Origin of the sequence: Streptomyces sp. NRRL F-2664, assembly GCF_000719345.1 — a bacterium.
Taxonomy (GTDB): Bacteria; Actinomycetota; Actinomycetes; order Streptomycetales; family Streptomycetaceae; genus Streptomyces.
This window is the reverse complement of sequence record NZ_JOFX01000222.1, coordinates 1-1,238: the sequence shown is the minus strand read 5'-3', so window position 1 is coordinate 1,238 and position 1,238 is coordinate 1. Positions and strand designations below refer to the sequence as shown.

General features: G+C 58.5%; 1 protein-coding gene. It reads right to left on the bottom strand.

The window, feature by feature from the left end; genetic code table 11:
• Positions 1–172 precede the first annotated feature (172 nt).
• The coding region (locus IF89_RS44050) for an RHS repeat-associated core domain-containing protein (protein WP_199820653.1) at positions 173–1,238 on the bottom strand (1,066 nt) is incomplete at its 5' end.

The following is a 1,238-nucleotide window of genomic DNA, read 5'->3' as shown; positions in this document are numbered from 1 at the left end:
TACGCAGAATCCAACTCCGACCCGACCTCACCGACAGCTGTCTCACGGCCACCGGTCTGACCATCAACCCACCGACCCCACCCTGAAACCCTCAGTAACTACCTCAGAGTGAGGTTGGAAAAAAGGCTCAGTGAACCGCGGCCGGTCACAGGGGATGCCGTTTCCCGAAATTTTATCCGTTCAGGTCTGGGGCTGGGTATAGGCTGAATTCAGCGTATCTACTGTACCTGCTTTCGCCTTTGCGGGTGTAGCTTATCAAGTCGTCGGTGTCCGTGATAGCCATCAGCACGTTAAGCGAGGTGTCCGCCAAAAAGCCGCGCACCTTTCCTGAATCGCCTTCCGCTATGCCGTCTTCGTCAAATCTGAAGATTATTGGGGCGACATGGGCCCCAGGCTGGCGCATGTGAACCATAAAATCTTTCGTTCCCTTCGCATAGAATTTTGCACGCGCGGAAATCATCATCTCTCTAATGCTTCGCCCCTCTGCGAGCTGTCGTTTCGCCCCCAAAGTTCTCGTACCCCCAGTCCATGCGGCTTTCCCGGCGGGCAGCACTAATCTGCCGCTCTGGACAGTGGCGAGGAACGCGCAGGTTCCGGTTCTGCAAGATCCCTTGAAGGCCGGATTTCTCCGAGAATTTGCCCGCAACTGCTCACGGACTGGGGTGTAAGCTTCTTCTATCGAATTTATAGGCATATCGGTTGGGAACAAGAAGGTCTTCACGTGCTTTATTGCTGCATTTCTTGATCTCGCGCGCTTTTCCTCAAGTCTACTTCCGTTGAGGGTGAGAAGCTGCTCCATAGACGGCCATGTGGAGCTCCCACCGGGCTCTCCTTGCGATGAGGGCGTGGCGGTGTTCTGCTCCTCGCCGCCGCTGCGTGCGCCATCGCTGCTTTTCATTCCAGGAACGTAGTCAGGTGTGTACTTCTCGACATCACCCAAATGTGATCGCTGCTTCAAGCGGATTTGGATGTTTCCGGTGGGGTCAGTGTGCTCGACTGGGTTGGCTGCGAAGGCTTGGTATTTGTTGAGGGGGGTGGGGTGGGGGTCGCGGGTGGTGAAGCGGCCGGTTTCGCGGTGGTAGAGGCGTGCGGGGGTGTAGTCGGTGCCGTTTTCGGTGTTGGCGTACTCGCCGCCGAAGCGGAAGGGGTTGGCGGCGGGGTCGGCGGCTCGGTGCGCGGCGGGCGCGGGTGTGCCGTCGGGTCCGGTTTCCCGGCCGTAGTCGGTGTAGGCGCGGGCA